The sequence below is a fragment of the Ramlibacter sp. 2FC genome (genome assembly GCF_005503345.1).
Classification (GTDB): domain Bacteria; phylum Pseudomonadota; class Gammaproteobacteria; order Burkholderiales; family Burkholderiaceae_C; genus SCMQ01.
Genome location: NZ_SCMM01000003.1, coordinates 91,357 through 113,705, shown reverse-complemented (window position 1 = coordinate 113,705; position 22,349 = coordinate 91,357). Strand labels below are relative to the sequence as shown.

General features: G+C 62.9%; 20 protein-coding genes and 3 tRNA genes. 18 read left to right on the top strand and 5 right to left on the bottom strand.

The genetic code is table 11. The features are described from left to right. Window positions 1-4: 4 nt before the first annotated feature. The 12 genes from FFS10_RS02980 to FFS10_RS02925 all read left to right on the top strand — a co-directional run bounded on the left by FFS10_RS02980 (window position 5) and on the right by FFS10_RS02925 (window position 12,846). On the top strand, window positions 5-493 hold the full coding sequence (locus FFS10_RS02980) for a CvpA family protein (protein WP_137891312.1): 489 nt from the start codon (window positions 5-7) through the stop codon (window positions 491-493). Window positions 494-556: 63 nt separating this feature from the next. Next, on the top strand, window positions 557-2,059 hold the full coding sequence (purF, locus tag FFS10_RS02975; protein ID WP_137891310.1) for an amidophosphoribosyltransferase: 1,503 nt from the start codon (window positions 557-559) through the stop codon (window positions 2,057-2,059). Window positions 2,060-2,074: 15 nt separating this feature from the next. Beyond that, complete coding sequence (locus FFS10_RS02970; protein ID WP_137891308.1) at window positions 2,075-3,289, top strand: O-succinylhomoserine sulfhydrylase; 1,215 nt, start codon at window positions 2,075-2,077, stop codon at window positions 3,287-3,289. A 22-nt stretch (window positions 3,290-3,311) separates the two neighbouring features. Then, complete coding sequence (gene gltX / locus FFS10_RS02965; RefSeq protein WP_137891307.1) at window positions 3,312-4,700, top strand: glutamate--tRNA ligase; 1,389 nt, start codon at window positions 3,312-3,314, stop codon at window positions 4,698-4,700. Window positions 4,701-4,777: 77 nt separating this feature from the next. After that, window positions 4,778-4,853: transfer RNA gene (locus tag FFS10_RS02960), tRNA-Ala, on the top strand. Window positions 4,854-4,887: 34 nt separating this feature from the next. Beyond that, window positions 4,888-4,963, top strand: a tRNA-Glu gene (locus FFS10_RS02955). Between the two features lie 71 nt (window positions 4,964-5,034). Further along, window positions 5,035-5,111: transfer RNA gene (locus FFS10_RS02950), tRNA-Asp, on the top strand. A 322-nt stretch (window positions 5,112-5,433) separates the two neighbouring features. Further along, a complete protein-coding gene (locus FFS10_RS02945) occupies window positions 5,434-6,138 on the top strand; it encodes a hypothetical protein (RefSeq protein WP_137891305.1) in 705 nt (234 codons plus the stop codon). Window positions 6,139-6,220: 82 nt separating this feature from the next. After that, the gene (locus FFS10_RS02940) at window positions 6,221-8,566 is read left to right on the top strand and encodes a hypothetical protein (protein WP_137891303.1); all 2,346 of its coding nucleotides are present in this window, start codon (window positions 6,221-6,223) and stop codon (window positions 8,564-8,566) included. A 218-nt stretch (window positions 8,567-8,784) separates the two neighbouring features. After that, window positions 8,785-9,201: a helix-turn-helix transcriptional regulator gene (locus tag FFS10_RS23830; protein WP_137891301.1), complete on the top strand. Its 417-nt coding sequence runs from the start codon at window positions 8,785-8,787 to the stop codon at window positions 9,199-9,201. Between the two features lie 48 nt (window positions 9,202-9,249). Continuing rightward, complete coding sequence (locus FFS10_RS02930) at window positions 9,250-10,221, top strand: AAA family ATPase (protein WP_137891299.1); 972 nt, start codon at window positions 9,250-9,252, stop codon at window positions 10,219-10,221. A 27-nt stretch (window positions 10,222-10,248) separates the two neighbouring features. Continuing rightward, a complete protein-coding gene (locus tag FFS10_RS02925) occupies window positions 10,249-12,846 on the top strand; it encodes a S8 family peptidase (protein WP_137891297.1) in 2,598 nt (865 codons plus the stop codon). 129 nt (window positions 12,847-12,975) lie between these two features. Here FFS10_RS02925 and FFS10_RS02920 read toward each other — a convergent pair whose 3' ends face one another. Genes FFS10_RS02920 through FFS10_RS02910 form a run of 3 tightly spaced genes read right to left on the bottom strand, consistent with a single transcriptional unit; the run spans window position 12,976 to window position 14,986 of the window. Continuing rightward, entirely contained in the window at window positions 12,976-13,209 is a 234-nt protein-coding gene (locus tag FFS10_RS02920) for a DUF2188 domain-containing protein (protein WP_137891295.1), read from the bottom strand. 14 nt (window positions 13,210-13,223) lie between these two features. After that, window positions 13,224-14,333 carry a helix-turn-helix domain-containing protein gene (locus FFS10_RS02915; protein ID WP_137891293.1) on the bottom strand — a complete coding sequence of 370 codons (1,110 nt, stop codon included), beginning with the start codon at window positions 14,331-14,333 and terminating at the stop codon, window positions 13,224-13,226. After that, window positions 14,330-14,986 (bottom strand): hypothetical protein, encoded by a 657-nt coding sequence (locus FFS10_RS02910; RefSeq protein ID WP_137891291.1) that lies wholly within the window; start codon window positions 14,984-14,986, stop codon window positions 14,330-14,332. Before FFS10_RS02910 ends, FFS10_RS02915 begins: the two co-directional genes overlap by 4 nt. A gap of 463 nt (window positions 14,987-15,449) precedes the next feature. Between FFS10_RS02910 and radC the strand changes: the two genes are divergently transcribed. The 4 genes from radC (at window position 15,450) to FFS10_RS02890 (ending at window position 20,365) form a co-directional block, all read left to right on the top strand. Then, entirely contained in the window at window positions 15,450-15,980 is a 531-nt protein-coding gene (gene radC, locus FFS10_RS02905; protein ID WP_137891289.1) for a RadC family protein, read from the top strand. Window positions 15,981-16,638: 658 nt separating this feature from the next. Beyond that, a complete protein-coding gene (locus tag FFS10_RS02900; protein ID WP_137891287.1) occupies window positions 16,639-18,681 on the top strand; it encodes a ParB/RepB/Spo0J family partition protein in 2,043 nt (680 codons plus the stop codon). Window positions 18,682-18,973: 292 nt separating this feature from the next. Then, complete coding sequence (locus FFS10_RS02895) at window positions 18,974-19,501, top strand: thioesterase family protein (RefSeq protein WP_137891285.1); 528 nt, start codon at window positions 18,974-18,976, stop codon at window positions 19,499-19,501. Between the two features lie 558 nt (window positions 19,502-20,059). Then, a complete protein-coding gene (locus FFS10_RS02890; RefSeq protein ID WP_137891283.1) occupies window positions 20,060-20,365 on the top strand; it encodes a DUF736 domain-containing protein in 306 nt (101 codons plus the stop codon). Between the two features lie 102 nt (window positions 20,366-20,467). On the opposite strand, the gene FFS10_RS02885 is transcribed toward FFS10_RS02890, so the two are convergent. Further along, window positions 20,468-20,902: a hypothetical protein gene (locus FFS10_RS02885; protein WP_171016040.1), complete on the bottom strand. Its 435-nt coding sequence runs from the start codon at window positions 20,900-20,902 to the stop codon at window positions 20,468-20,470. Between the two features lie 184 nt (window positions 20,903-21,086). Between FFS10_RS02885 and FFS10_RS02880 the strand changes: the two genes are divergently transcribed. After that, window positions 21,087-21,431, top strand: a complete 345-nt coding sequence (locus FFS10_RS02880; protein WP_137891279.1) for a DUF2958 domain-containing protein — start codon at window positions 21,087-21,089, stop codon at window positions 21,429-21,431. 12 nt (window positions 21,432-21,443) lie between these two features. On the opposite strand, the gene FFS10_RS02875 is transcribed toward FFS10_RS02880, so the two are convergent. Then, a complete protein-coding gene (locus FFS10_RS02875; protein ID WP_137891277.1) occupies window positions 21,444-21,752 on the bottom strand; it encodes a helix-turn-helix domain-containing protein in 309 nt (102 codons plus the stop codon). 143 nt (window positions 21,753-21,895) lie between these two features. Between FFS10_RS02875 and FFS10_RS02870 the strand changes: the two genes are divergently transcribed. Then, window positions 21,896-22,237 (top strand): DUF2958 domain-containing protein, encoded by a 342-nt coding sequence (locus FFS10_RS02870; RefSeq protein WP_137891275.1) that lies wholly within the window; start codon window positions 21,896-21,898, stop codon window positions 22,235-22,237. Window positions 22,238-22,349: the final 112 nt, after the last annotated feature.

Genomic DNA, 22,349 nt, shown 5'->3' with positions numbered 1-22,349 from the left:
CTGCATGGCCGCCATGGACTGGATCATGCTGGTGGTTTTGCTCGCCTCGCTGGTGCTGGGCGCCTGGCGCGGCCTGGTCTACGAGCTGCTGTCGGTGCTGGGCTGGGTCGCGGCCTTCGTGCTCGCGCAATGGCTGGCGCCGGACGCGGCCAATTGGCTGCCCATGGAGGGCGCGGCCGAGCCGGTGCGTTATGCCGCGGGCTTCGTGCTGGTGTTCGTGGTGTCGGCCTTTGCGGCCGGCCTGCTGGCCTGGCTGATCAAGAAGCTGGTCGAGGCGATCGGCCTCAGGCCCGTGGATCGCACCCTGGGCGCGGCCTTCGGTCTGCTGCGCGGCGTGGTGCTGCTGCTGGCCCTGGCGGTGGTGGTGGGCATGACCTCGCTCAAAGCCGCTGCCTGGTGGCAGGAATCGCGGGGCGCGGTCGTGCTGGAGGCCGCGCTCAAGGGCTTGAAGCCGGTGCTGCCGGCGGAATTCGGGAAGTATTTGCCCGCCTGATTTTTTTGTGGACCAGGTGGCCGCACCGCCGGTGCGGGCCCCGGGGCCTGATTGGATGGAAGCATGTGTGGAATCGTCGGCGTTGTCAGCAACGCACCCGTCAACCAGCTGATCTATGACGCGCTGCTGCTGCTGCAGCACCGCGGCCAGGATGCGGCCGGCATCGTGACGCAGCTGGAGCGCAAGTTCTTCATGCACAAGGCCAAGGGCATGGTGCGCGACGTGTTCCGCACGCGCAACATGCGCGCCCTGCCGGGCAACGTGGGCCTGGGCCAGGTGCGCTACCCGACGGCCGGCAACGCCTACAGCGAGGAGGAGGCCCAGCCTTTCTACGTGAACGCGCCCTTCGGCATCGTGCTGGTGCACAACGGCAACCTGACCAACGCGCACGCGCTGCGCTCCGAGCTGTTCCTGACCGACCACCGCCACACCAACACCGAGAGCGACTCCGAGGTGCTGCTCAACGTGCTGGCCAACGAGCTCGAGAACGCCACGCGCGGCATACCGCTCAGGCCCGAGGACGTGTTCGCCGCGGTGCGCAACGTGCATCGCCGCGTCAGGGGCTCCTACGCGGTGATCGCCCTGATCGCGGGCCACGGCCTGCTGGCCTTCCGCGACCCGTTCGGCATCCGCCCGCTCTGCATGGGCCGTGCCAAGGACGGCACCGTGATGATAGGCAGCGAGTCGGTGGCGCTGGAGGGCACTGCGCACCAGTTCGAGCGCAACATCGCCCCGGGCGAGGCCGTGTTCATCACGCTGGACGGCCAGGTGCATGCCCAGCAATGCGCCGACGCGCCCAAGCTCAACCCCTGCATCTTCGAGTTCGTCTACCTGGCGCGGCCCGATTCGGTGCTCGACGGCATCTCGGTCTACCAGGCGCGCCTGAACCTGGGCGAGACCCTGGCCAAGCGTGTGGTCTCGGCCGTGCCGCCCAGCGAGATCGACGTGGTGATCCCCATCCCCGAGTCCAGCCGCCCCAGCGCCACCCAGCTCGCGCATCTGCTGGGCAAGCCCTACCGCGAGGGCTTCGTGAAGAACCGCTACGTGGGCCGCACCTTCATCATGCCGGGCCAGGCCGTGCGCAAGAAATCGGTGCGCCAGAAGCTCAACGTGATCGGCAGCGAGTTCAAGGGCCGCAACGTGCTGCTGGTGGACGACTCCATCGTGCGCGGCACCACCAGCCGCGAGATCGTGCAGATGGCGCGCGACGCCGGCGCGCGCAAGGTCTACATGGCCAGCGCCGCGCCGCCGGTGCGCTATCCCAACGTCTACGGCATCGACATGCCGACCAAGGACGAGCTGGTGGCGCATGGCCGCACGCTCGAGGAGATCCGCCAGATCATAGGCTGCGACGCGCTGATCTACCAGGACGTGGACGCCATGAAGCGCGCCGTGGGCTCGCTGAACCCGCAGCTCGACGGCTTCGACGCCTCCTGCTTCGACGGTGTCTACGTGACCGGCGACATCACCGACGGCGACATCGCGCGCCTCAACGAGAACCGCGTGGACGCGCAGGAGGGCGACGAGGACACCTCGCGCCTGTCGCTGCCCAACGCGCGCGACTGAAAGAGGGGACAGACCATGGCATCCAGCTCCCTGCCCCCCGGCCTGCACCTGGACACGCTGGCCGTGCGCGCCGCCGTGGACAAAAGCCAGTACGGCGAGAACTCCGAGGCGCTGTACCTCACGAGCAGCTTCACCCAGCCCGACTGCGAGACCGCCGCGCGCCGCTTTGCCGGCGAGGAGGAGGGCTACATCTACTCGCGCTTCACCAACCCCACGGTGGCCAGCATGGAGATGCGCCTCGCGGCGCTCGAAGGCACCGGGGCCTGCATAGGCACGTCGAGCGGCATGTCGGCCGTGCTGCTGCTGTGCATGGGCCTGCTCAAGGCCGGCGACCATGTGGTCTGCTCGCGCTCGGTGTTCGGCTCCACGATCAAGCTGATAGCCAGCGAGTTCGGCAAGTTCGGCGTCACCAGCAGCTTCGTCTCGCAGACCGAGCTGGCCGAGTGGAAGGCCGCGATCCGCCCGGAAACGCGCCTGCTGTTCGCCGAGACGCCGACCAACCCGCTGACCGACGTCTGCGACATCCGCGCCCTGGCCGATCTCGCGCACGAGGCCGGCGCCTTGCTGGCGGTCGACAACTGCTTTTGCACGCCGGCCCTGCAGCAGCCCGCCAAGCTGGGCGCCGACATCGTGATCCACTCGGGCACCAAGTACCTGGACGGCCAGGGCCGCGTGGTGGCCGGCGCGCTGTGCGCCTCCGAGAAGCTGATCGCCGAGAAATTCATTCCGGTCATGCGCAGCGCGGGCATGAGCCTGTCGCCGTTCAACGCCTGGGTGGTGCTCAAGGGCATGGAGACCCTGGGGCTGCGCATGGAGGCTCAGTCGGCGCGTGCGCTGGCGCTGGCACAGTGGCTGGAAGCCCATCCCAAGGTCGGCCGCGTCTACTACCCCGGCCTCAAGAGCCATGGCCAGCACGAGCTCGCCATGGCCCAGCAGTCGGGCCTGGGCGGCGCGGTGGTCTCGTTCGACGTCAAGGCCGCGGGGCCGCAGCAGGCGCGCGAGCGTGCCTTCCACGTCATCGACTCGACGCGCCTGCTGTCGGTGACGGCCAACCTCGGCGACGTGAAGACCATCATCACCCACCCGGCCAGCACCTCGCACGGGCGCCTCAGTGAAGAGCAGCGCCTGGCCGCCGGCATACAGCAGAACCTGATCCGCGTGGCCGTGGGCCTGGAGCACCTCGACGACGTGAAGGCCGACCTCTCGCGCGGCCTGGATACTCTGGAATGACCCCGGGATGAGCATTCCCCCTATGACGCAGAAAATCCGCACCCGCTTCGCGCCGTCCCCGACCGGCTTCATCCACCTGGGCAACATCCGCTCGGCGCTTTATCCCTGGGCCTTCGCGCGCGCCAGCGGCGGCGACTTCATCCTGCGCATCGAGGACACCGACCTCGAGCGCTCCACGCAGGCCTCGGTGGACGTGATCCTCGAAGGCATGGCCTGGCTGGGTCTCGACCACGACGAGGGCCCGTTCTACCAGATGCAGCGCATGGACCGCTACAAGCAGGTGCTTAGCCGATTGCAGGCCGCCGGCCAGGTCTATCCCTGCTACATGAGCGTGGAAGAGCTCGACGCCTTGCGCGAGCGCCAGATGGCCAACAAGGAAAAGCCGCGCTACGACGGCCGCTGGCGGCCCGAGCCCGGCAAGACCCTGCCGCCGGTGCCCGAGGGCGTGAAGCCGGTGCTGCGTTTTCGCAATCCCAGGGACGGCGTGGTGGCCTGGGACGACAAGGTCAAGGGCCGCATCGAGATCCGCAACGACGAGCTCGACGACCTGGTGATCGCGCGCCCCGACGGCACGCCCACCTATAACTTCTGCGTGGTCGTCGACGACATCGACATGGCCATCACGCACGTGATCCGCGGCGACGACCATGTCAACAACACGCCGCGCCAGATCAACATCTTCCGCGCCCTGGGCCAGGAGCCGCCGGTCTACGCCCACCTGCCCACCGTGCTCAACGAGCAGGGCGAGAAGATGAGCAAGCGCAACGGCGCCAAGCCCGTCACGCAGTACCGCGACGAGGGCTACCTGCCCGACGCCATGGTCAACTACCTGGCGCGCCTGGGCTGGAGCCATGGCGACGACGAGATCTTCTCGCGTGCGCAGTTCCTCGAATGGTTCGACCTCGACCACCTGGGCCGCAGCGCCGCGCAGTTCGACGAGGCCAAGCTGCGCTGGGTCAACGCCCAGCACATGAAGGCCATGGACGACGCGGCGCTGGCCGCGCTGGTGGCCCAGCAGCTGCAAAAGCGCGGCATCGCGGCCGACGAGCGCCTGCCCGCGATCTGCGGCCTGTTCAAGGACCGCTGCGACACCACGGTCGCGCTGGCCGACTGGGCCGCCGCGTTCTACATCGAGCTCACGCCGCACCCGGCCGAGCTGGCCCAGCATGTGAGCGAGGCCATCAGGCCCGCGCTCGCGCTGCTGGCCGACAAGCTCGCGTCCTGCGCCTGGGACAAGGCCGGCATCGCGGCCGCGATCAAGGAAGTGCTGGCAGCCCAGGGCCTGAAGATGCCGCAGCTTGCGATGCCCGTGCGCGTGCTGGTCATGGGCACGCCCAACACGCCTTCGCTCGATGCGGTGCTCGCGCTGTCGAACAGGGAAAAAATTTTGGCCTGCTTGCGAAAGGGCTGAAAAACGTCATATAATTTCTTTCTCGACGCCAACGAGGCAAATTAAAGAAAACGCAAGACGGTTTCTGAGATTTCCGAGGGGGTATAGCTCAGCTGGGAGAGCGCTTGCATGGCATGCAAGAGGTCAGCGGTTCGATCCCGCTTACCTCCACCAACACAGCGTCGGGATGGATCAGTCCAAAGGTTTTGACCCTATCGTCTAGAGGCCTAGGACATCACCCTTTCACGGTGAGTACCGGGGTTCGAATCCCCGTAGGGTCGCCAGAATTCATCTTCGGATGAGCAAGGCACAAGTGATGGCACTTGGCTCGCAAGAGCGAACGTCATGCCGACTAGGAGTGGTAGTTCAGTCGGTTAGAATACCGGCCTGTCACGCCGGGGGTCGCGGGTTCGAGTCCCGTCCACTCCGCCAATGAAATCAACGGGTTACAGCAGTTCTGCTGTAACCCGTTTTTCTTTGTCTGCGCCGTGGGAACACTTATGGGAACACTTGAACTTGGGTGCAGTGTTCGATGCCCACGTTGCTGGTTCCGGGTGCGCTTGAATAGGAACATCCCCTGGGATTGATGAACGGGTTGACGCGAGCCGAAGATTCGGGCGATCCGCCGGCCACTGAGCATCGCGGGCGAGCGATTGACAAGCGACAACGACGAGGATCGGCATCGGTTCGAGCGGCAGGCTGCGAGGCATCGATACTTGGGTCAGTGCAACCCCTTTTGGAGCCCGCTGACCCGATGGAGATTCTCTATTTCCTGCAACAACGACTGCAGCTGATACGTCATTTCTACGAAACCGCGTCTTCGCCTTTCGTGGAAATCAAGCGGCAGATCGAAGCGGGCGAGCCGCCCTTCGAGCCGCCGTACAGCGAAGACGGTGAACCGCCTTTCATGCAGGAATGGTCGCAGGCCGACATCGAACTCGAGGTGCTCGGCCGAACGTGCGTTTCCATGCTGTCCGACTCGCTGAAGCTCTACTTCCGGACTTGGGAGAAGAATCTATGGGTCGAGCCGCCCTGCCAGAAATGCTTCCGGAGCGAATTCGGCAAGGGGTTCCTGTCGGGCTACCTTGCGTGCTTCGGCGAAGCTCTTGAGGTCGCGTGGGAAGACTGTCCAGCCGACCTCAAAGTGCTGGAGCAGGTGATTCTCGCGCGAAACCGCTCTCAGCATCCAGAGTCGCTCACGTCGTTGGATGTCTCCCATGACGAGGCGACTTGGGAAAAGCACCCCAGGCTGTTCTTTGCACGGCCTTCTGAGGCGGACATGACGCCGAATAGCGATGAGACCGGCAGTTTCATGCTGAATCCGTCGATCCATGTCTCCCGCGAAAATCTCTTCTCCGCTATCGAGCAGGTCGAGCTGCTGGCGTCATGGCTGGAGGAGCGCATGTTTGCCTTCAAGTATGGTCGTCCGACAGCGCCTAGTCCCAGCAGTGAGAGCTGAGGGCTCAGCCTGCCGCAGACTTCGCGGTGTGCTGGGATGGAGACCGCACTTGATAAGACTGAATTAACGAGGAGCAGACTGAATGGCCAGACGAAAAAGCGAAGCGGATCTCGAAGCGCGGATGCACGCGGTGATGACTAATGCATTCCCATGGCTGACAAAGGATGCGCTTCAACATCAGACTCGCTTCGCCGTTCGCCTGGGTCATTCCATCGTCGAGATCGATGGCCGAAGTCGTGAGCGCATCGAGGGGCGCGCAGACATGATTGTCTGCACGCGCGACAAGCCCTTGGCGGTCTTCGAGCTGAAGCGCGCCGGACTTCCACTCACTGACGATGACGTGGCCCAGGGTCTGTCTTACGCGCGATTGACGACTCCGATGACGCCGCTGGTGGTCGTGTCGAACGGCACTGACACCCGTATCCACGTGACCCACAGCGGCGAGGCCTGGTCCCCCATTCAACGCACCGAACGCGAGCTCCAGGATCGCCTCCAGAAGGCGGCACTGGCGGCAACCGGCGACGTCCATGACGCTGTCAACACGCTCATGGGCGCTGATCGCCTGCACTGGGTACGGGCGCTGAAGGCAGTCTCCGCGAGCCTGATCGAGAGCCGCACTGGAGACTGGGGCGATTTGTTTTCTCCGTTTGTGCGAGGCTTTGTACTGCGGAGGAGGGCTACCGCGCTGGTGGCCAGGGCCATCCAAGAGGGGCGGCGCGCCATCGTCCTCCATGGACCACCGCTTTCCGGGAAGAGCAACGTGCTTCGAGCACTCGTCGAGGGCACGAGCGCCACCCCGAACGCGGCTGTGCTGATGCTGGAGCCGGACGCGGCGGGCCTGTTCGCCACCATGGCGAACCATTTATCCAGTGAACTGGCCTGGACTGTTTCGAGTGATGAAGCGCGCGAATGGCTGCGTCGCGTCTCGCACACAAAGACAGCAACGCTAGTCCTAGCCTTGGACGGTGTCGATCCCTCGATGTCTCAGGTGCTGGCCGATCTGAACGACCTGGCGAGCGCCCGATTCGGTCCGGCACTGCGTGTCATCGTCACCACCGATGACAGCGCGCTGGATGCCATCGTCAAGAAGTCTACAGGTCGGGAACGAAGCGCCTTCGGCAAGATCGTCGAGGAGATCGCCTTGCACCCGCTGGACGACATCGAGTTCAAGCACGCTCGCGCCAGCCTTTTTGACCATCGCATCGACGTGACCCGTGGCGGTGAGTCGGTTCAGTCGTTGCGCGAGCCCTGGATCCTGAGGGCTCTGGTGCCTGCCGACCTACAGTCCTTGCCCGACGACTCGGCCGGCCGGGTGGTGAGGATTCCGCCGCTGATGGACATCAACGCATTGCATCGCGCAGAGAATGCGTTCCCGCTCGACGGCGATGTCGGCATGTTGCTCAGGGGGGCCGCAGGCGCCATCCTGGACGGCTACTTGGAGTCGCGCAACAGCGTTGCGCTTCTTCAGGGGATCACGACGCTGGCCGTCGAACGACGCCGACTCGAAGACGCTGTCGGAGCGGCCGGCATCGGTGAGCTGCGTCGGCGCGGCTTCATCAAGCCGGGCATCGATTGGGCCGAGCAGCCCGCTTGGTTTGTTCGTGTCCCGACGCTCATGGCGATGCACCTGGCCGTGCTCCTGGCCGAGCGAATGGCCGACTGGAAAGACGCCACATACGCCGCCGACCGGTTGATCGCTGTTGCTTCGAGGCTGCCGTTAGGCGATCTCATTGCAGCTGAGGCCGTGGTGCGTCGCGTTCAACGCGACAGGGGGACTGACCTGCTCGACCTGCTCAGTGCTTTGCTGCAGCGCTCACCCACAGCATCCACCTTGGCCGCTGGCTCAAGGATCGCATTCGCGCTGGCTGGAAAGCTGGTCCATGCCACGGTGACGCATAAGGGCACGCTGTCGGTCCAGTCTGATCGTGGAACGTTCGAATTCGATCTTGCCGAAGAAGACTTGCAGGAATCCATGACAGATCTGGGAGGATGGCTGATCCTTTCACATCTCGCGGCTGTACCGATGGCGATAACCGTTCCGGACGAGGATGAGCCGGCGCGGCTGGACGAGCCGCTGCTGCTCGAACTGGCGCAGGCGAAGGTGGTGCTCTCACGGCCAGATGGCGCTCATGATTTCAAGGAGGTGGCCGTCCACGATGTACCAGGGCATGGCAGTTTCGTCTGTCACAAATCCGGCATCGTGGAGCCGATCACGTGGGCCTTGGTCAGCTACTTCCTCCACACTGGCCCGGGCGCCGCGGAGTGGATCGAATCAGCCATCGGCAAGGAATCACTCCCGTTGCTGGCGCGAATACATATCGCGCTGACTTACGTCGCCGGGATTGCCGATGCCCGCGGTACATGGGCGCGCAGCGTGCTGTCGGATCACGTCGGTCCGGCACTTGCTCGGTTTCCTCTACATCACTGACTCTTGGCAACGCGCCGACCCGCGCGTCCGCGTCTCTTTTGGTCAATTGACGGGGCGACGGTCTACGGCCCAGTTGCCGCGACCCTTCATTCGGCATCACCACCGTAAGGGCCGACACCGGCTCTGTCCCACCACCTGAGGAGGGCGTTGTTCGGTGGCTACGACACGGAAACGAGACTCACCAGTGGACGTTAGATGGAGGCCAAATCGATACCTATATGGATATACTATTGTCAATTGCCAAACGACACAAATGCCGCGATCCAAATGAACCATCATCCCCGAGCAAGCCAAGATGTGCCGGGTGCGCACCGCGAGGCCACGGTGCGGCCGATGGCGAGGCACGCTGGAGTGGTGCGCCCTGTCTCCCTGATGCGAGCAGTGACGGCTCAGCCAAGGTTACGTTGGCGTCCAAGCTCAATGAATTGCTTGACGCAAACGGGTTGAGTCAGAGCGCGGCAGCGCAGCTTCTGGGCATGCCCCAACCGAAGGTGTCGGCGATCCGCAACTACAAGCTCCGCGGGATTTCCCTCGAGCGTTTGATGCAAGCCCTACTTGCGCTGAACCAGCAGGTCGAGATCGTTGTGAAGCCTGGCCGCAAGGCTGGCAGTAGATCGATCCGCGTTGCGATCTGACAAGATGCCGGAAGGACACATGAATTCGATATTGCGAGAGGGGAAGATATGTCACGAGCGGACCTCATAGTCAGTCTCGTCAAGGCCGGGAGCCAGGGTGACCAGCAGTTGCTGCGCACCACGGTGGAAGCGATGGCGGCGGAAGAGCGCGCCAAGCATCACCATCAGCTCGCGAACAAGCTAGAAGAAAACCTGCGGGCCAATGGGCGGACGCGTTCACCCGAGGTGGTTCGCTCCTTTGATGGGGGCCACGGGGGCTTGCTGTATGAGATCGAGCCGCGCCGCGCGTTCGACGCGTTGTTCCTGGACGCCGCATCGCTCGCGGCATGCCGTGAGCTGGTTGAAGAGCAGCATCGCAAGGATATCCTTCGCTCTTATGGCCTCGAACCCAGGAACCGCGTTCTGCTGTCCGGCCCGCCAGGCAATGGCAAGACCTCTCTTGCCGAAGCCATCGCTGCTCAATTGCTGGTTCCACTATTTGTCGTGCGCTACGAGGCTGTCATCGGCAGCTTTCTGGGCGAGACCAGTGGACGCTTGAAGAAGCTGTTCGACTTCGTTCGTACGCATCAATGCGTTCTATTTTTCGACGAATTCGACACGCTCGGCAAGGAGCGTGGTGATGTCCATGAAACCGGTGAGATCAAGCGTGTTGTCAGTTCGCTATTGCTGCAGATCGATGCCCTGCCCAGCCATGTCGTGGTGGTGACCGCGACCAATCATGCCGAACTGCTGGACCGGGCAGTGTGGCGCCGGTTCCAGTTGCGGCTTTCGCTGCCGGCACCGACGCTCGCGCAGAAGGAAGAATGGTTCACGCGCTTTCAGGCCCGTCTGGAAGGACCGCTCGGCTTCTCGCCAAAGACCCTGGCCACCAAGATTCAAGCCTCCAGTTTTTCGGACCTGGAGCAGTTTTGCGAGGATATTCAGCGGCGCTATGTGCTGTCGCTCCCTGATGCGAATCTGAAGCGCATCGTGGCGGAAAGGCTCAAGCAATGGCAGGCTCGATTCACCATTAGCCAATAACAAGCGACAACAAGGGATGATCAACGGATGGCAACAGGAAATTTCCCACTTCTATTTTTTCCCGAACCTACACCCGCTGATCGAAACCTCCTCCCAGGCGGAGGAGGCAAGGTGCATATTCCGGATATTGCACGCCAGCGTTCTCGCATCGCCCCACAGCTCGCCGTGCTGCAACAGGCTTTCGATGCACAGCGCCTGAAGCTGCAGCAGACGGCGCCGATGGAGAACCCAGAACTGATCCTGGTTCTGGAAGTTGCGGGCACGGTGGAGGACTTCGCCAAGGCCGTTGCCAAGATACCTGGACTGGAATGGCTTATTGAATGGGCCGAAGACCAGATTGCACCGGATGATGATTTTTTCATCCAAGGCAAGGAAGAAAAGCCTTTCTCGGGGCGCTTGTTTCTGTTGGGAAGCAACCAGGAGGCGCTCACACAGTTGCTGGCGCTCTGGACCCGTTACCAGAATGACCCCGCCGCTCAGTTCGAGCGTGGACTGAACAAGTTCCGCAACCTGTTTGGACAGTTACGCAACATTCGCCATTGGAGCGTGGCGGACCGTATCGATGTTGACGTTCGCCAGTATTGGCAGGACTGTATCGACGATGGCCTGCAGGTCATCCGGTTCGAGATCGAGGCATGGTATTTCGTCTCGCAGCAGAAGAACGACAAATCCCGCGAGGAAATAGAAACCCTGGTCCAAGGGCTCGGCGGACAGGTTCTGCGCCGTGCGCTCATTGGAGAGATCGGCTACCACGGGTTTCTTGTGGAATTGCCCGCGCAAGCCGTTGCCGGCGTGATGGCGGGTGAGACGCCTGAGTTGGTGTTGTCTGACCGCATCATGTTCTTCCGGCCCAAAGCGCAATCTATCACCGATGGCGTCAACGAGGCCGATGTACTTTCTCAAGCTCCCGCGGCTGGGGCCTCAGACCAACTGCCGGTGGTGGCACTGCTCGACGGGTTGCCCTTGCAGAACCACGCGCAGCTACAAGGACGGCTGTTGGTGGATGACCCAGATGGTTGGGAGGGAAACTACGCGGCCAAGGACCGGGTACACGGCACTGCGATGGCTTCTCTAATCCTGCACGGTGAGTTGGACGGTCCTGCTGAACCTTTGCGACGCCGCCTCTATGTGCGCCCGGTCCTGCGTCCTGATCCCAATGACAACTTCAACGCCCGCCGGCGCGAGCATACGCCGGACGACGTATTGTTGATCGACTTGATCCACCGAGCCGTCAAGCGGATTTGCGAAGGGGAGGGCCAGGAGCCCGCGGCGGCACCGTCGGTGCGTGTCATCAACTTGTCGATTGGCGACGAAGCGCGCTTGTTCGAACGCCAGATGTCGCCATGGGCGCGCCTGCTGGATTGGCTGTCGTTCCGGTATTCTGTACTGTTCATCGTCAGCGTGGGCAACGACATGCGGGCGCTCAGCCTCAATACGCCGAGCCACACCTTGGATGGACTGACTGCCGAGCAGCGATCTGCGCTGGCATTCACGGCGATGACCACCGAACACGTGGAGCGGCGCCTGCTGGCTCCTGCGGAGGCGCTGAATGTGCTGACCGTCGGTGCCTTGCACGCTGACCAGGCAAATCCGCCCGTGGTGCCCGGACGGTTCGACCTCTTCGCGGCCGGCGGGCTCAGTCCGCTGTCGCGCGTCGGCCATGGTTTTCGTCGAGCCATCAAACCGGACATCCTGATGCCGGGAGGACGTGTGCTTTATCGCGCCAGGATGCAGCCCGATCCGACTGCCAGCGTGCTGGAGGTCGTCACGGCAGGGGTGGCACCTGGTCATCGCGTGGCGGTGCCGCCGCTACAAGGGGAAACACTGGCCGCGACTGCATATACCCGAGGCACCAGCAACGCCGCTGCTCTTGCCAGTCGTGCGGCCGTGCAAGCCTATGACATGCTTGAATTGTTGCGTGCCGAGGTGGAAGATGCACCGGGAGCCATGTATGACGCAGTGCTGCTCAAAGCGTTGTTGGTTCATGGCGCGCAGTGGGGTGACTGGCCGCAGCGGCTCTTGGCCGAGCACCCGGAAATCGCGACTATCACTCATGGAGTGGCGAGGCATGCAGCCGAGAAGGACCTGGTGACGCGATGGTTGGGGTACGGCCCCGTCGATGTCGAACGAGCCATTACCTGTGCGGCCGAGCGAGCAACGCTGCTCGGTGTGGGAGAGTTGGGTGCAGATGAGGCCTTTGTGTTTTCTGCACCGCTGCCGCCGACATTGGCCGGGAAGATTGCATGGCGCCGTTTGACCGTGACGTTGGCATGGATGGCGCCAATCAATTGTTCCCACCAGGGGTACCGCCGTGCCAAGCTCTGGATGATGCCGCCGCAGGATCAACTTCGGATCAAAAGAGCCAATAGCGTGCATGACAAGGCGGCGCTACGTGGCTCCGTGCAGCATGAGATCCTTGAAGGTACGGATGCAGTGGCATTCGTCGATGGCAACCGGTTCCAGTGTAAGGTGAACTGCGCCGCTGACGCGGGTGAGTTGACGGGCAAAGTTCGATTCGCGGTCTGCGTATCCCTGGAGGTCGCAGTCGGTTCGGGTATTCCTGTGTACCAAGAAATACGCGACAGGATCAAACCGCCGGTCATCATTCAGCCAGTTGCTGGCTGAATTCGGTACGCGTTTCGTCGCCGTCAACAGAATCGCTGGGGCCACCAAAGGCATATGATGTGTGGTGACGATGACAATCGACCATTGCCCGTCAATCGGACAATGACTGCCACAAAGCAGCGAAGTGAATCAGTGCTTCTTGTCTTTTGGCGGGTTCGGGTCGTTCCCGTAGCTGTCACTATCCCGAATTGTTCCGTCACGGCGGTGGATGACAACCTCAACGTGCTCTCGTTTGGCTTGGTCGCGTGCACGTTCAATCGCTTCTTTTTGTGTGTTGACGACTACGCCTGCGCGCCCCGCTCCTTCTTTCTTTGTGGCCCAGCCATCTTCATGGGGAACCGCATGGACATCCTTTTTGGTCATTCTTGAAATTCCTTTTATGAGCTCACGACGTGAAGTTGAGGTGGCTTTCTTGTTCGAGCACTTCCATTGCCACCGCCACCGCTGAGCCCCGTGAGCGCGAGCCCAAACACAAGTTGATCCAGCTCTTCTACGGGAACACACAACTCGCCCGCGATATCACCTCTCGAAATGCTTTCATCCCGCAACGCGGCAAAAACCTTCTGAAGCACTTGCGAGGTTTCCCGTTGCCCTTCATCGGGCTCCCTCTTGCGATAGCCCCGCGATGACAGCTCGATATACAGTGACTGGTAGTGCCAATCGCTGAGTACGCCGATTGAGTGCAGCCGGTATGTCAAGGCTGCCACCGAAACACTCCAGATTTTTTTGAGCTTGATCAGATGGTCGATGGTGGCCATCCGAGGCGCATAGGCGAGCACGCTTGCCCTAGGCATCAGAAATGCAGAGGCAAAGGCGTTGGCTTCACGTTCGGCTTCGCGACCTTGTGGTGATCCATGGCGATGTAAGACCAGGTGCCCAAGTTCATGCGCGGCATCGAACCGGCTGTGCTCTGCAGACTTCTTTGTGTTCAGGAACACAAAGGGCGTGCTCTGACGCCACATAGAAAAAGCATCGACCTCGGCCGCATCTACAGACAGCGAGAAAACCCGGACCCCCTTCGCTTCGAGCAGGTGGATCATGTTTTTGATCGGTAGCTCGCCAAGCGCCCATTGCTGCCGCAATGCATGTGCGGCGGCTTCGGGGTTGCCCTCGCGGCTCAGATCCGGCAGATCTGGGGATGGCAGCTCGAAGCGAGCCTCGATCCATGCGTTGAGCATCAGCGCAATGGCGCCGGCACCCAGCGCCGTATCCCGTTGCCCAGCGGTCATCTTCGACAGCGCCCGAAAACTGGCGATATCGGGTGTAGGTTCGTCCAAATCATCTCCAAAGAAGAATGCTTCGGGGAACTTCAATACCGATGCCAAGCTGGCCATTCGACTGTCATCAGGTCCAAACTCGCCTTTTTCATAGGCTGAAACCGAACGTGGCTCTACGCCAACCGCAGTTGCCAATTTAATCATTGTCAGCCCGCGGCGTTTGCGCGCTAAAGTGAGCCGAGACGGGTTGAAAAGTCGGCTAGCAATCATGCTCGACGCTTGACGTCGACCGAGATGTCCGGCAGCGACGGCTGTGGCGGCGTGATTTCCATGATCTCGGAGTCGGTCGGGATTGCCTTCAAAATAATTCGCTCGCGCCATCCGTCCACACGGCCATCTGAACCCATTGACGTCGGCAACGACAGTTCGCACCGGACTTCGCCACGCGCACGGTGGAGAAGAAGAATCCAGGTCATCCGCTGCTCATCCGTGTTTTCAGGGCGCGCAGGCGACGAGGCCGGCACAGAGTCGAAAACGTAGGGAAGCTCCAACTGCATCTGATTTGAGGTGACAGCCTCAATAGTGCTCGGCCCTTTGGAAGACTTTGTTGTGGGAGCGGCGTCAGGGCGACCCGTTGCATCGTCGCCGGTCGCTACGGCAATTGCCATGGTTCCCGTTGGATTGATGACCAGCGAATAGTTGTTCTCGTCACAGCGCTCCCATTCAGGCAGCAAGTACTCCCGCAGTCCTCGGACCATGGCCGCCCAGGCGCTAAAACCTGGGTAGAGAGGAGGATCGTTCGGCGTGCATGACGCAAAGGCGAGGTATCCACGGCGCACGATCTCTGCCAGCTTGCTTTCTTCGAGTCCGAGTTGAGTCAGTCGACCGTCAATGTCTCCGGCGTCTGCGTAAATCTGCGTCATGTTTAGTTGCCTTTCTGCCCAGTGGGCTTAACTTCCGGTTTTTATACCTTAAATAAGGAGGAAAAACAAGAAGTTTCGACTTGACGAAGGCAAAAATCATGTCAAACGACCGGACCTCATGGCGAGCTTTGTCGATGCTTGTGCGTCCCGGTACGGTGTGCCGGCAGGCTCTGCGGGTTACACCCCGAGTCAGGCTGCACCTGTCTCGGCCATTCGGCTTCGATCCTTCACGCCACCGGCCCGATAGGCCTGCGCGCTGCGCTTGCCATAAAGCAGTGGTGGTGGTGGTTGCGTGTGGGGCTGGCTTGCTGTCCCCTTCACCGTACCACGGCGTTCTCGCTGTCAAGGTCTGCGCGCACCTTGTGCGCTTGCGTCCTGGCGGCCGTCTTCGAACCTGTGACAACTGCGCTGCGCCGTGCTGGTGCCGGTCTCGGGCAATCCCGCCCGATCACCGGAGCTGACCATGTCGCACGATCTGTTTTCTTCTTTCGCTTCCATCGAAACTTCCAACTCTTCTGTCCTTCTCGTTCGTGACGTTGCGGGCGACTACCGGCAGGTTGATGCTGACGAGGTACTGCAGGCTGCGCAGGAGGTCCTGCTGGGCCGGGTGCGCGGCGATGACGTCCTGGCCTCGCCGCAGGCGGTGCGGGACTTCCTGCGGGTCAAGCTGGGGACGCTGGAACACGAGGTGTTCGCGGTGGTGCATCTGGATTCCCAGAACCGCGTCATCGATTACGTCGAGATGTTTCGCGGCACGGTGAGCCAGACATCGGTCTATCCCCGCGAGGTGGTCAGGGAGTCCATGATGCGCAACTCGGCGGCCTTGCTGCTGGTGCACAACCACCCGAGCGGTTCGACCCAGCCGTCGCGGGCCGACGAGATGCTGACGCAGACACTCAAGGCGGCACTGTCGCTGGTGGACGTGCGGGTGCTGGATCACCTGATCGTGGCGGGCAGCGCCATCCTGTCGATGGCCGAACGCGGGCTCATGTGACCCAGGGGGCATCGCCCCCTTTTTGCTTCGCCCTTGGTGTTGGGTCAAGGCTGCGCGCTGCGCTTGCCTCCAGGGGTCGGCCTTCGGCCCACCCCGCCGCGCAGGCTTGGCGCCCCGGGGATACCGCCGAACAGGCTGCGCCTGATCGGCCTGTGCATTTGGTTCATGTCGCGCCGCCGGGCGCTTTGCTTCCCTCCAGCCAGGCATGCCTGCGGCATGCGGGGGCGCTCGCCGCGCGGCGTGGGTTCGTCGCCCCTGGTGACTGACTGGGTCGTTGGCCGGTCACCGTCTTATCCCTCCTTCATCGCTTTCCCGCGACCGTGGCCCGCAGTGCCTGGCCGTCAAGGCGCGCAGGGCCGTGTCCTCGCCTGCGGCTGCGGGCCGCACCAACCCTGCGCTCCTTCCCTTGACGGCCCGTCCCCGCCGGCCCGGTGGTTCGCGGGCGATGAACTCAGGAAAGACGGCGGCAACAGGGGCCAAGCCCAGGTCACTGCGCCGGACCCACCGAAGCCACACCGGGCTCCGAATCTTGGAATCCGGTCGGCTTTGAAAACCACAGGAGCGTGCCTATGCAGACATTGAAACCATGAATTGACGGACGAGTTTTCCCCTTTTTTGTTTTTCCATGCAACGTCCCGCTGGGACAGGAGCTATCACCATGAACACTGCAACCCTTCACGAAACCCAGGCCCTGCATGCAATCGCCGCAGCGGCTGCCGCTACGGCCATCACCACCGCCGTCGTGGTGCCCTACGAACTGCACCTGATTCCGCTGTCCAGGCTGCGGCCATCGAGCCGCAACGTGCGCAAGAGCGGCGGCACGTCGATTTCCGAACTGGCGGCCAGCATCGCCCGTGTTGGTCTACTGCAAAACCTCACCGTGACGGCGTCGCCGGATGGTGCGCATTTCGAGGTGGTGGCGGGCAAGCGGCGGCTGGCGGCGTTGAAGCTGTTGGTGAAGCGGCGCAAGCTGGACAAGCACCATCCCGTGCCCTGCCTGCAAGTACCCGATGCGTCGGCCCGCACCGTGAGCCTGACCGAGAACGTGCAACGTGAAGCCATGCACCCGGCTGACCAGTTCGAGGCCTTCGCCTCACTGGTGGCCGAGGGGCGACCTGTCGAAGACATCGCGGCGGATTTCGGGGTCACGCCTTTGGTGGTGCAGCGGCGTTTGAGGCTCGCCAACGTCTCGCCACGCCTGCTGGCCGACTACCGGGCGGATGAGGTCACGCTCGACCAGTTGATGGCGCTGGCGATCACCGACGACCACGCGGCGCAGGAAACCGCCTTCTACGAGTCGCCGCACTGGCAGCGCAGCCCGCAAGCGCTGCGCGATCACCTGACCCATGAAGAGATCGAGGCGGGCCGTGATGCGCTGGCGCGTTTTGTCGGTGTGGAAGCCTACGAGGCCGCAGGCGGTGGGGTACGGCGCGACCTGTTTTCGGACGAACAGCAAGGGGTTTACCTGACGGATGCCGCGCTGTTGGACACGCTGGCGCGGAACAAACTGACCGCCGTGGCGGAAGCGGTTCAATCCGAGGGCTGGGGTTGGGTGGAGATCGCACCGCGTGCCACGGCATCGGAACTGCATGCGTTCCAACGGGCCCGCCGCACGCGCCGTGACCCGAACAAGACCGAGGCCAAGCGGATTGCCAAGCTGGAGGCGAAGCGGAACGAACTGCAGGACCGGCTCGACGATGAGGACGCCGACCTCTCCGATGATGGCGTGCAGGCGCTGCAAGACGAACTCGACCGGCTCGGCAACGAACTGGAGGCCATCGAGCAGACGCTGATGGTTTACGCGCCCGGTGTCGTGCCAATGGCCGGGGCTGTGGTGTCGGTCGATCACATGGGAGGCGTGGTGGTGCATCGCGGGCTCCTGCGGGAAGAGCAGGCGAGGGCGCTGAGGGTGCAGGAGCGACAGGAAGCGGGGGCAGCGGACGGCAGTGCTGGATCGGACGACGCCGAACCGGCCAAGGCGGGTATCTCGGAGAAGCTGGCGAAGCGGCTGAGTGCGCATCGCACTGCGGCCTTGCAGGCGGAGGTGGCGCGCCATCCCCATGTTGCGCTGGTGGCCGTGGTGCACCGGCTGGCGCTGCGCGTAGTGGTCGATGCCTGCCGCATGGAGGGGTCGCCGGTCAACATCAGCGCGTCACCGCAGGATGGCCTTGATGCCCACGCGCCGGATGTGGCGCAGTCTCCGGCCATGATGGGTCTGCGGGAAGTCCGGCAGGCCTGGGCGGACCGCCTGCCCCAAGACCCGGACGCACTGTTTACCGAACTGCTGACCTTTCCGCAGCCAGAGCTGTTGTCGCTGCTGGCCGTGTGCGTGGCTGTGACCATCGGTGCGGTGACCGCGCGGGAGGGTGATACGCCAGCCGCCTTGCTGGCGCAGGCGGTGGGGCTGGACATGCACGACTGGTGGACGCCCACCGCTGCGGGCTATTTCGAGCACGTCTCCAAGGCCAAGACGCTGGAAGCGGTGCAGGCGTTCGCGCCGGAGCAGGTCAACCGGCTGGCCAAGCTCAAGAAGGCAGAGCTTGCTGGCGAAGCCGAGCGGCTGGTGGCAGGGACAGGCTGGTTGCCGGGGATGTTCCGAGGGGTGGAAGTGCCGGTCACCGACACGCAGGCGGTGGCGACGATTGAGGAGGTGACCGCCGCCGACGTTGCAGATCGCGCAGACGTGCACCTTGTGGCGTGAGCATGAGGCCCCGGCCTTTGGGCCGGGGGCTTGACCCGATCAACGCAGCGCGCGCGGCAGGTGTGCCGCGCGCGTTTTGTCGTCCGACAGCACCCAACGCAACATCGGCGCAATAGCGCCCCGATGTGATGCATTGCCATGAACGTGTTGACCAGGCCCGCTACGCTGGGGAACGCCCCGGCAGGTTGGTCGCGCGGTTCATCCGCGCGAGGATCGAACGCTGTTCCTTTCACCCCGCTTTGACGCGGGGTTCCGGAGCGAGTGCGCGTCGACAACCCTTCTCCCAATCCCAATGAACCACCAAGGCCTCAGTGAAATTTCCTTTGAAGAAACCTACAGCGTGCCTCCAGAGCAGACGGCCCGGGCGCTGTTTTCCAGGCTCCCGCATGGGAGCGACTATGCGCAGAGGCTGATCGAATGCCTGGCGACCGGCTATCTGGTCGCTGTTGTCGAGTCCATTTGCATCCGCGAGATGCAGCGGCACGTGGATGCCGTCTTGGAGGTCGTGGTGGGCCGGACGATCCAGTTGGAGCACAAGGGGCCGATCCCGCCAGGATCGACCCTGAAGCTGAGAGGGTGGGTTGAACGGCTGGGGGAGCGAAGCGCGACCTTCTGCGTTCAGGCATCCGATGACCACGAGGTGGTTTGCGAGAGCTCCGTCACACTGGTGGTGGCGCAGCGTGTGTCGATGGAGTCTCGCATTGCTGCGAAAGTTGGGGCGCTCGTGACGAAATCAGATGGTAATTTTGTTGGCGACGCGCGCGGCAGGTGTGTCGCGCGCTATTTGATTTCCAGCAGCCGGGAACCCGAAACTTCCTGAACACGCCCCGCCCCAGGGGGCGTCAGAGTGGAGCGGCCTTTGCTGCGCCAGGTTGCCCCATCTGGCACCGGCCTCGGTGCAAGCGGGCGGGTCGCCACGAATGGCAGAGGCTCTCCGACAGGCCATCCGCCTTGCCAGAACCCAACACGCCGAGAACCATCAAGCCAGCGCCGATGCGGTGGGGCATTTGTCCTCGTCGCTGTGGAACAGACCTGGGCCGCATCTGGGCATGTGCCGGAACACGTCTTGGCGGTGATACTGCCTGGGCCATGCGTCCTTTGGCGGCAGGATCACACCCACAGCGGCCTTGCATTGGTCGTGAATCCTGGCGCGGGCACGGCTTCGCCTCGGGCCTGTTCGCTGCAACCGTCCGGTACGACAAATTTCCCCGACCTGCGGTCTTCCTCGCGAGGCAAATTTCTCGTACCTCCCGGTCCTCCACTGCGTTGCGGCCTCATCGCTTTGCTCTGCGGTGCAGCGCGCCCGGACCCGCGCCCATCGGATCACTGCCCAAGGCCGCGATGGTCGCGACCGGGTCAACTTTCAAAGGACTTCATCATGGCCAATATCGGCAATTTCACCGCCCAAGGCAACAGCTTCACCGGCACGGTTCGCACCCTGACGCTCAACGTCAAGGTCAAGATCGTTCCCAACGACAAGGAAAGCGGGAACGCCCCGGACTACCGCATCGTCGCTGGCAATTTCGAGATCGGCGCGGCGTGGAAGAAAGTCAGCAAGGCAGAACGGCCCTACCTGTCGGTGACGCTGGATGACCCGTCGTTCCCGGCAACCATCTACGCCCGCCTGGTGGAAGCCGAGGACGGCACGCACAGCCTGATCTGGTCGCGCAGCAAGGGCGACTGAGCGTCGCCCTGACGCCCCGCCTTGCGGCGGGGCGTTTTACGAACTCCAGCAAGTGAGTGGCCCGCAGTATGTTGCGGGCTTTTTACGTGTTACCTGTTTTGCTCATTGACGGGTTTGCGGATGTACGGCTTGACGCGGATGAGTAAATCCGGATTTCCGCATGAACACAAAGCTCCTTTTACGAATGCACGGTTCTGTGGGTTTACGCAGATGCGTGAAGGTGGTTTTGTACTTCTGAGGTTTTGAGTAAAGACGCATCGCAGGTTCCACTGATTTCCGTGCGTCCCCCGGGCGATGCCGGGTCGCGCTGTCGTGCTGCGCATCGAGCCACCGATGGCGTCTCGCCCCTTTGGGCTTCCATCCCTGACGCCTGCGCGCTTCGCTTGCCCTCCAGGGGACCGGCTGCAAGCCCGTCCCCGCCGCGCGGTGCTTGGCACCCCTGCAAGTCCGCCGGACAGGCGATGCCTGATCGGCCAGCGACTGGATGGCCGTGGATGTCAGTTTGTCTTGAAGCGATGCCCAGTCGACGAAGTTCATGGTGGCGCACTCCTGTTGGGCTTGGCCACATCCCGACCGGACAAGCCGCGCAGCTTGGCGCACGCCGCACGCCCGTCAACCCCCAGCCCGCACCGACCGAGTCGGGGGTGTGACGGCCGCGCTTTGCGCGTGCGCTGGGATCGCAGCGCTCCGATCGGGAGCGTCCATTCAAGGAGTTGCGATCATGAACCTTATTTCCGGCGAGCTGCGTGCACAGTTGCTGGCGAACGGCCGACAAACCCTCGCCGACGAGGGTTTTGACCCACAGCCAGTGGTCAAGCTGTTCACACCCGATGCGGGTGCCACCTGGCTGCTGACAGAGATTGACCCTGATGATGAAGACCATGCGTTCGGACTGTGCGATCTGGGGCATGGCTTTCCGGAGCTGGGCTATGTGAGTCTGGCCGAACTGACGACGGTGCGGGGACGCCTCGAGCTTCCAGTTGAGCGGGATCTGCACTTCAAGGCAGACAAGCCGATCAGTGCGTATTCACGGGAAGCCCGGATGGCGGGGCGTATCGTGGCGTAGGCGCCGCAGGCATCAACTGCCGGTTGGCGGTTGATGCCATTCCGCCGGAAGCCTGGCTTCCGTCTCCAGCATCAGCTCGCCAGCACTGCGGCCCAGCGCTCGCGCGATCTTGAACACCAGGGCCAGCGTGGGCATGTGCTCGCCCCGCTCGATTTTGCCCATGTGAGATCGTTCGATGCCCGCCAGATGGGCCAGCGTTTCCTGGGCGATGCCGTCTTCGGTTCTGGTGGCGCGCACCGCAGCCCCGAACGCCAGAGCGGGCGCGGACTCAAAGGTCGTCGCGCCGGTTGGCCGTCCTCGCTGGATTGCACGCTTCTGCATGGGCAGGAGCGTCGCGGCTCAGAACAATTTAAACCACGTTATATTTAACTCTTTTGCCTTGAATGCAAACAACGACTAGAGTTGAAACTGTTCAGGGTGGTTCTACAACAGTAAATTTCTGTTAACGATCCCACGGATGCGCCATGACCCTCCTCACTGAGCTGCAGCGCACACAAATGCTGGCCAACGGCGCAGCCCGTGCGCGTGGCGAAACCATCGATCCTTTTCCCGTCGTCAAGCTCCACACCCTGGACGCCGGTGCCGTCTGGCTGCTGGTGAGCCTGGATGCCGATGGCGACCAGGCCTACGGACTGTGCGATGCGGGCACCGGATTTCCCGAGCTGGGCACGGTGAGTCTGTCCGCCTTAGAGGGCGTGAGGGGGCCGCGCGGCCTGCGCATCGTGGCCGATCCGCATTTCAAGGCCAGGCAAGCGCTGTCGGCCTATGCCGCTGATGCGGCACGGGATGGGGCGATTCACGATTGATGGGTGTTGCCGCCATGGACACCCAAACGGTGTGCTGGTCGCAACCTTTGGTAACAGTCAACTGTCTTGATGGCGACCAGTTGCCCCTACTATCTGCGGCAGGTTTCTGGAA